Annotated in this window: 6 protein-coding genes; 1 reads left to right on the top strand and 5 read right to left on the bottom strand. The window is 48.1% G+C overall.

All coding sequences use genetic code 11. From position 1 onward, the window contains the following. Window positions 1–79: 79 nt before the first annotated feature. The 3 genes from AC13E3_RS08735 to AC13E3_RS08725 form a co-directional block, all read right to left on the bottom strand. The gene (locus AC13E3_RS08735; RefSeq protein ID WP_482901915.1) at window positions 80–922 is read right to left on the bottom strand and encodes a hypothetical protein; all 843 of its coding nucleotides are present in this window, start codon (window positions 920–922) and stop codon (window positions 80–82) included. A 388-nt stretch (window positions 923–1,310) separates the two neighbouring features. Further along, complete coding sequence (locus AC13E3_RS08730) at window positions 1,311–1,544, bottom strand: hypothetical protein (protein WP_482901914.1); 234 nt, start codon at window positions 1,542–1,544, stop codon at window positions 1,311–1,313. A gap of 326 nt (window positions 1,545–1,870) precedes the next feature. Next, a complete protein-coding gene (locus AC13E3_RS08725) occupies window positions 1,871–2,857 on the bottom strand; it encodes a hypothetical protein (RefSeq protein ID WP_482901913.1) in 987 nt (328 codons plus the stop codon). A gap of 851 nt (window positions 2,858–3,708) precedes the next feature. On the opposite strand from AC13E3_RS08725, the gene AC13E3_RS08720 reads away from it, so the two are divergent. Further along, window positions 3,709–4,080 (top strand): hypothetical protein, encoded by a 372-nt coding sequence (locus tag AC13E3_RS08720; protein WP_482901912.1) that lies wholly within the window; start codon window positions 3,709–3,711, stop codon window positions 4,078–4,080. 490 nt (window positions 4,081–4,570) lie between these two features. Here the strand turns inward: AC13E3_RS08720 and AC13E3_RS08715 are convergent, their stop codons facing one another. Beyond that, window positions 4,571–5,281: a PEP-CTERM sorting domain-containing protein gene (locus tag AC13E3_RS08715; RefSeq protein WP_041657503.1), complete on the bottom strand. Its 711-nt coding sequence runs from the start codon at window positions 5,279–5,281 to the stop codon at window positions 4,571–4,573. A 352-nt stretch (window positions 5,282–5,633) separates the two neighbouring features. Further along, window positions 5,634–5,792: a transposase gene (locus AC13E3_RS08710; RefSeq protein ID WP_482901911.1), complete on the bottom strand. Its 159-nt coding sequence runs from the start codon at window positions 5,790–5,792 to the stop codon at window positions 5,634–5,636. Window positions 5,793–6,436: the final 644 nt, after the last annotated feature.

The following is a 6,436-nucleotide window of genomic DNA, read 5'->3' as shown; positions in this document are numbered from 1 at the left end:
CCTCTGGTTGTGAAAGAGCGTGCAGGTTAGACTTGGACATGGCGTATCATTCCTCTGTTGGTTGTGATCTTGGCGGAGATCAACCAACAGGATACGCCACCCCTTCAACCTGCTTCCATACACCAGAAATCACCATAACTCCGCTTTTGGCAAGATAATTCCATTCCTCAAATCCGCTGCCGACGTTGTTATACTCGGTGTAAAAAACGAAATAATCTTCGGCATTCCCTTTAAGCAGGCTCTCGAGGATAAAAAGTTTCAAGTCCCCTTTTCCGCTTCCACACTGGCCTGCTGTGTCACAAATACTGGCCTGCAGATTAACCGTTACATCCCCGTTTGTGGCGTTATCGAGACTCCAGATTGGTGCGTATCCGGCAAGCTCGTTATCAGCAGCACTGCCGTCAAACTGTGTGCCTGTGTAGCCACCGAAGCTTTCAGGAGTCTTTAACTTTTCGCCTCCTAAAAAGATCTGAATGGCTGTGAGGTCAATTTTGTTGGCATCGCTTCCTGCATTTCCGTTTTCATTCGCATCCAGGGAGAATTGATAATATGAAAGCCCCCCGATGTCTACCGTGCCCAAGTCTCCGAATAAGACGGAGTGAGTCCATAGGCCTGCCTTGGTGTCATAGTTTATGTCGGGGTTACCTGTATCAGTGTTGTAACCACTTTGTGTGCCAGAGCTATCTTGGACTCGAACGAAGGGTTTAAAAACGCCTGTACCGGTAGCAGGGGTTGTGGGGTTTGCCTCTGCTTCAAATATCGTTCCGTCTACGGTTGTTCCTGATGATTCCCCGCAAGGTTCGTCAGCTGTACACCAAATTTTGATCAGCTGAGCGTGGGCGCTGCCAACACCAAATACTCCGAAGGCAACTACCCCTGTAATCAAAGCTGTTTTTAAGATATCTCTCACTTTCCGCAACATGCCCATTCTCCATGCTTGCAATGAGGAAATCAGTTCCTCTTATCCCGTTCGAAAGCATAAATTGGGCCAGGATCCATCATTGTTGTTTTTATTGGCATTTCTGGACGTTGTGACGGAGGCTGTGTAAATGGTAGTGACACCATAATTTGGCCGCCGTTTGTCACCATATATTGGCCGGGCGGAATTGAGGTTGTCTGCCATTGATGCCAATTCCAAAGTGAGGCCTTAAACAAAAGCGGACATTCACGGCGATCAACAATTTGAAGTGTTTTTTTACCCGTTGGCCGACGGAACCGTTCGACGGCCCTATCCCGTGAAGAAAACAATACATGGCGTTAGTTGGACGCAACCCGGTCCACTGTAACGGGGTAATTCCACGAGTCTATTCCTAGCGCCACATTCGGGGTAGTACATCAGTATGGGTCGAGCTACGTCTGTGGTGGGCAACCATAAAGATATGGCCGGCAATCATGGCCAGCAGCGAATCAATTGAGTTTTGCCGGACTGCCTGGTCGTACAGCGCCTGTTGTTCTGTATTGAGTATTTTCAGTGTGTCGCCATGCACTTGCATGACGGGTAGTACCAGAAGACACAGCCATGCCAACCCGCCTTTTACCATCACCTCTGACTCCTGATTGTTTCGTGTGTTGCCTGCCTTCGGCAATTGCCCTGACGGAAAGACTGGATGTAAGCAACACAATTGACCTGGTTCAGAGGCCAATTCGGTGTACAAATCTGCCCGTAGCTCTACTGAGCGTATAATGAAAATTACCTAAAACCGGCCCATTTAGTGCTGTTCATTAATCTGCACTGTGCTGCAGATTTTTAACAGGGAGCCTCTGTAACGAGCTGTTAATTGGTAGCGACATGGAACCCACCAGAGATTATCACTTTATCGGAAAAACGAGATCGGCCTGGTAGGCCATAACCACTACCAGGCCTCAACGATCAGTTACACAGCGGAGAAAAATCTGTTTCAAGCAGAGTGGTGCTTTCGAGGAAATAGGTACCTTCTGGTGCCTCAAAAGCAAGTGAGTCACCAGAAAAATAGAAGGTGCCAAATCGGTCTTCACCGAGTCGGAACTGGCCACTACCCAAGTCGGTAATGCTGTCAGTTTCTACGTCGTAGCAATTTGCACCCATATCGACCGCGTCACCCATATAGTCATAGGATATATAGGTCCCATCAGCTTTCAACACGGTGTAGACCTCATCGTCGCCGACCCCGCTGTCCCAGACTCCAGTAATATCGGCAAGAGTAACACCGGAAGTCCGATCAGGGGCTTCCCCGGTGCCGGAGTCATAGGGAGGGGTAAGTGGGTTTTCGTCAGCTTCTGTCCAGATAATGGTTCCATCAAGTGTTAAATTGTCGGTCGCCTGGCTATTTGATTCGCCTCCAATAGTGGGGGCCAATACCACCTCATCCAGTATCAGAGTTCTGGATGCAGTATCAAAATTGACGCCACTGCAACCTGATAAACACGTAGCGCTGTAAAGGTATGACACGCCATTTTTGTTAATGCGAATTGAAACCCCAATGTCAGTAATATTAAAAACCACGGCATCCGACTGATCGGAAGCAAACGACGTCGGGTCCACATCTGACTCCGTGAGCTCGCCTAGGCCGAAACGCACAAAATTCATCGCTGTCCCGCTACTGGTAGCAGAGAGAAACAAGTTGGAGCCGGCTATGCCTTCTCGGAAGGCATAGAAACTAACTTCGGCGGTACTACCCAGCGATGTAATATCCGAGCCGCCCAATGTTATTGTAGTGCTGTCCGAATCGGCGGTTGAGTCCTCGTCAGTCTGGCCGCCGTCGATGGCACCGCTGCCGTCGTCAGCACCAGTGCCGCTGTTTGTGCCTCCACCACCACCGCCGCAACCGGCTAGCGATAGTACGAAAACAGTAATAAATATTCTGAGTAGTTGTGTCATCTTTATATTTCTCTCTGTTTGATATCCAGATTACCGCAGAGGCGGTAAGTCCATGATTGGTGGCTAGCTATACAGCACTGGACCTTGTGATTGCGTTGTTTGCTTATGAAAAAACCGGTAATCGCCCGTTAAACGATTTCCAAAATATGCAATTTTGAGTCCATGTCCTACCATTCTGATTTATATACAAAATGTCAGAAGGCACATTGATGATCTATCAGTTCTGTAAATAAATCTGACGTCTATGCTATGAGTCCCAGTTGCGCATAGTGTTATCCCGTAACCTACAATTGCTATTGATATGCTGTTGCCGGCTCCTGACTAAAAGGTGGCGAATGGGGTTATCTATTGACTCGTCAACACTCTCAAACTGAACGGCGTGAAACGGTCTGCCTACCGGTGGATAGCGAACTGTTGTTTACCTGTGCAGAACGGGCCCGGAGCTTTTTGTTTCAACGCACCGGGCTCAGGAACTTACGTCCTTCGCCCATGCTCTCATGCTTCCCCAGGAATATCCGAGATGGGTATCATTTGCTAACCTATCTTTGAATATTGCGTTGGTTGGGGGCGTGGCATTTGTTGCGTTACGGGTTTTCAGGCGGTGTGAACTTGGGCGCAATTTCATATGAACCCTGCCGTTCTAGCCAATGTGTGAGCATTCCTGTTTCAGTTCCATCGCTGATTCGCTACGGTTACCGGAAATCAGAGTTGATGAAGCCTACCTAGCTGATTTATAGCTAAAAAAGAGCAAAACCGAGGCTGATCGAGCGGAATGTAAACCGAAAAACGATCAGAATTATGAAACGATGTTTGAAGAAGAGTGAGACAATCAGTCAATCGAGGAGTCAAATGTGAAACAGGGAATTCTAGTTTTGTCTGCCGCCTTACTGGCCGGCTGTGCTTCCTATGAAAAGCCTGTAGCCACTTCATCCAGCGAAGTGAGCGCCGCAGAGCCTGTTTTTGAACAGGCTGCAGTCGGTGAGGGCTGGATCATGACTAATCAAGCCCTCAAGTCCTACCGGGAGGGCTACGTCAGTGCCACCAGGCACAAGGCGTTTGCCCAGTCTGCTGTTGGTGCCTGGTCCTGGAAATCAAACCGCACGTCAGCAACGCACGCCATACAAAATGCCTTGATCGATTGTCGGAAGAATAATGGGAGGCATGAAGCAAATCACCCGTGCAGGATTATTAACGTGGACGGTCAATGGTCCGGCAAGCGCTAGTGGCTTATAGCTCTGTGACTCCCGACAATGTTTCTAACGGGCACCTTACAAGATGCATAGAACTCCGTTTTTACTGGTTCTGGGGCTGGCCAGCTTGGGTGTGGATCCAAGACCCGAGTGTCGGCTTTGCGACCATCCCGGATTCCGGCCGGCACCGTAAACAAAACCGCGAGTTGCTCCCTCAGTTCACCCTGAGTTGGTTAGGAAACGAGCTTTCATGATCCTGGTAAGCGGTCAAATGGCGTCACAAACGAAGCCCGAGGTAGTGTGTTCGGTTCAAGTGGGCGGCTTGACCAATTGAGAAGCATATTAGAGATGGCGGCCAAGACCTGAAGCTATCATTCATCGTAAAACCCGCCCAATCGACGTGATTAGAACCTAAACAAGGCCATCATCTGGTGTTGCTTACGGCATACATCAAAAGATGTCTTTCCCAGTATCCAGAAAGCCGCGGTCAAAACAGAACCGCGGCTATCACTAAAACTGCACATTAGCACTTGCGCCGACGTGAGCGACTCGTCAACGCGACCAAGCCAAAAGCTAACAACCCTAACGTTCCCGGCTCTGGAACGGGTTTTGGATCGGTTGGACTCGACAATTCTGCGGTAAAACCAATGTTTTGAAAATCGACCTGACGGTTGGATCCTGTAAGAAACGCTGTAACGTATTGAACGTTTAACGGAGCGGCCAGAGTAATATCCTGAGCTGTGATACCTGGAGCACTGCCTAGATCTGGTAAAACATCCAAAATGCCCACTTGAGAATTCGCGGAATTAAAAAAAGTGAACGCGATATTGTCGACATCAAAGTTTTCACCTGTGTAATTCCAAAAGTGCAGAATGTTTAGGTCGTACTCCTGCCCAAAGTCAAATGAGAGTTCCAAGCCCCCGCCGATCTCATCAGCTGTATACCAAATATGTGTTGTTTGATTGTGGAACTCCTCGGAAGTCGCGCTAGGCGCGTCAATCACTTTGTTGATCGTTTGGCCGCCTGAGAAGGTGTTGTTAAACGAACCCGGCGACGTGCCCGAGCCTACTGAAACCGAAATATTTGATTCGTTCAGGTAAATAGGCGCTGCTACAGCATTTACCGCACCCCAGACAAAAAATGCCACTAAACTGTTCAGTAATAGTCTCATTAGCATCTCGATGTTCCTCTCCATTTGTGGGTCGGGATAGTGTTTAAGCAACGGTGATGCCATAGATGTCAAATCCTTTTAATTCAAAGGTCTGTCACTGAGATCGTCTGTACTCGTGTAAAGAAAGTTGACGACAAGAACTACAAACAACGAGGTTTGAACGGGCAAGTTGCGTTGCGGTTTAACAAGAAGATCTTCCAGTGAAACAGCGGGGGGGGGGGGGAAGTGAACAAGGTCGCGCGGCCGAGGAAAAGGCCTGTTTTGAGAACAAAGCACAGGCGTTACGCCCGAATCTGAATGTCCGATTTGCGACCGGAGCACCTAAACAAAAGCGGGCATTTGCGCCGCTCCCATTTCAACTGAATTTCCACTCCGGTTTGGGCCGAAATTTGGTCGTTTTAACTCTGGCAAACGATCAAACGGACTCACCGTTCTGCACGACCTTAACCCTCTTGTAGAGGCTGGGAGCTGAGACTCCGAGGCGATGCGACACTTCGGCGACGGTGTAGCCCTGCTCCAGCACTTGTTGAACCGCTTCGTTTGTGAATTCCCGGGCATAACGTTGGCTGCTCATAGAAATCCCTCCTATGCTCTAGTCATAGGCTAGGAGTGTCTACTGCAACGGGGAAGTCCACGCCAAAAGCGTGGCCGCTTTCGATTCCTCCGCTGCGCTCCGGCGCCGGTTACCGAAGTGTGATGGGGAGATAAGGAACTGGGTATAATGACGTCAAAAGTAGATATTAAAAGACCAATAGTAATAGGAATTTCTTGGTTCTTCATCGCACTTTTATCTTCAGAGATAAGTTATAGATCTGCTAACTTCCTTTACGAATATAATGAGAAATTCTCATATTATCTATATGAGCTGTCAGATTGGATAGCTTGGCCTGCTTCTTCCTTCTCCATAATCAGATATAAAAAAAATAGTTGAAGCGATTTTAAATTCATTAGATTAAAAGGCCATATCAGCGAATACATTTTCGACTTTAAGTAAAGATGTGGAAAATCTAAGCGAGGATGATTTTTGGGAGATATCAGAGAATTTAGACTCATTGGATATAAAGGCAGTCTTTGTGCTAGGGAAGGTCTGAATAACCGCTGATTTTTGCCGATGCTGGTTTTAGCCTGCAAAAAATCGAAAATTCAGACGCTATTCTCCCGCTATTTATGTGTTTTTTTGCCCGTTTCCCGCCATTTTGGCGGAAAACAGGCACACTG

Source organism: Marinobacter sp. L-80, assembly GCF_056859395.1.
This window is presented reverse-complemented; position numbering and strand designations above follow the sequence as displayed.

Excerpts from the sequence above, each read along its gene's own strand:
- AC13E3_RS08735 (WP_482901915.1), bottom strand. The coding sequence starts at position 922 with ATGTTGCGGAAAGTGAGAGATATCTTAAAAACAGCTTTGATTACAGGG.
- AC13E3_RS08725 (WP_482901913.1), bottom strand. The coding sequence starts at position 2,857 with ATGACACAACTACTCAGAATATTTATTACTGTTTTCGTACTATCGCTA.
- AC13E3_RS08715 (WP_041657503.1), bottom strand. The coding sequence starts at position 5,281 with ATGGCATCACCGTTGCTTAAACACTATCCCGACCCACAAATGGAGAGG.
- AC13E3_RS08710 (WP_482901911.1), bottom strand. The coding sequence starts at position 5,792 with ATGAGCAGCCAACGTTATGCCCGGGAATTCACAAACGAAGCGGTTCAA.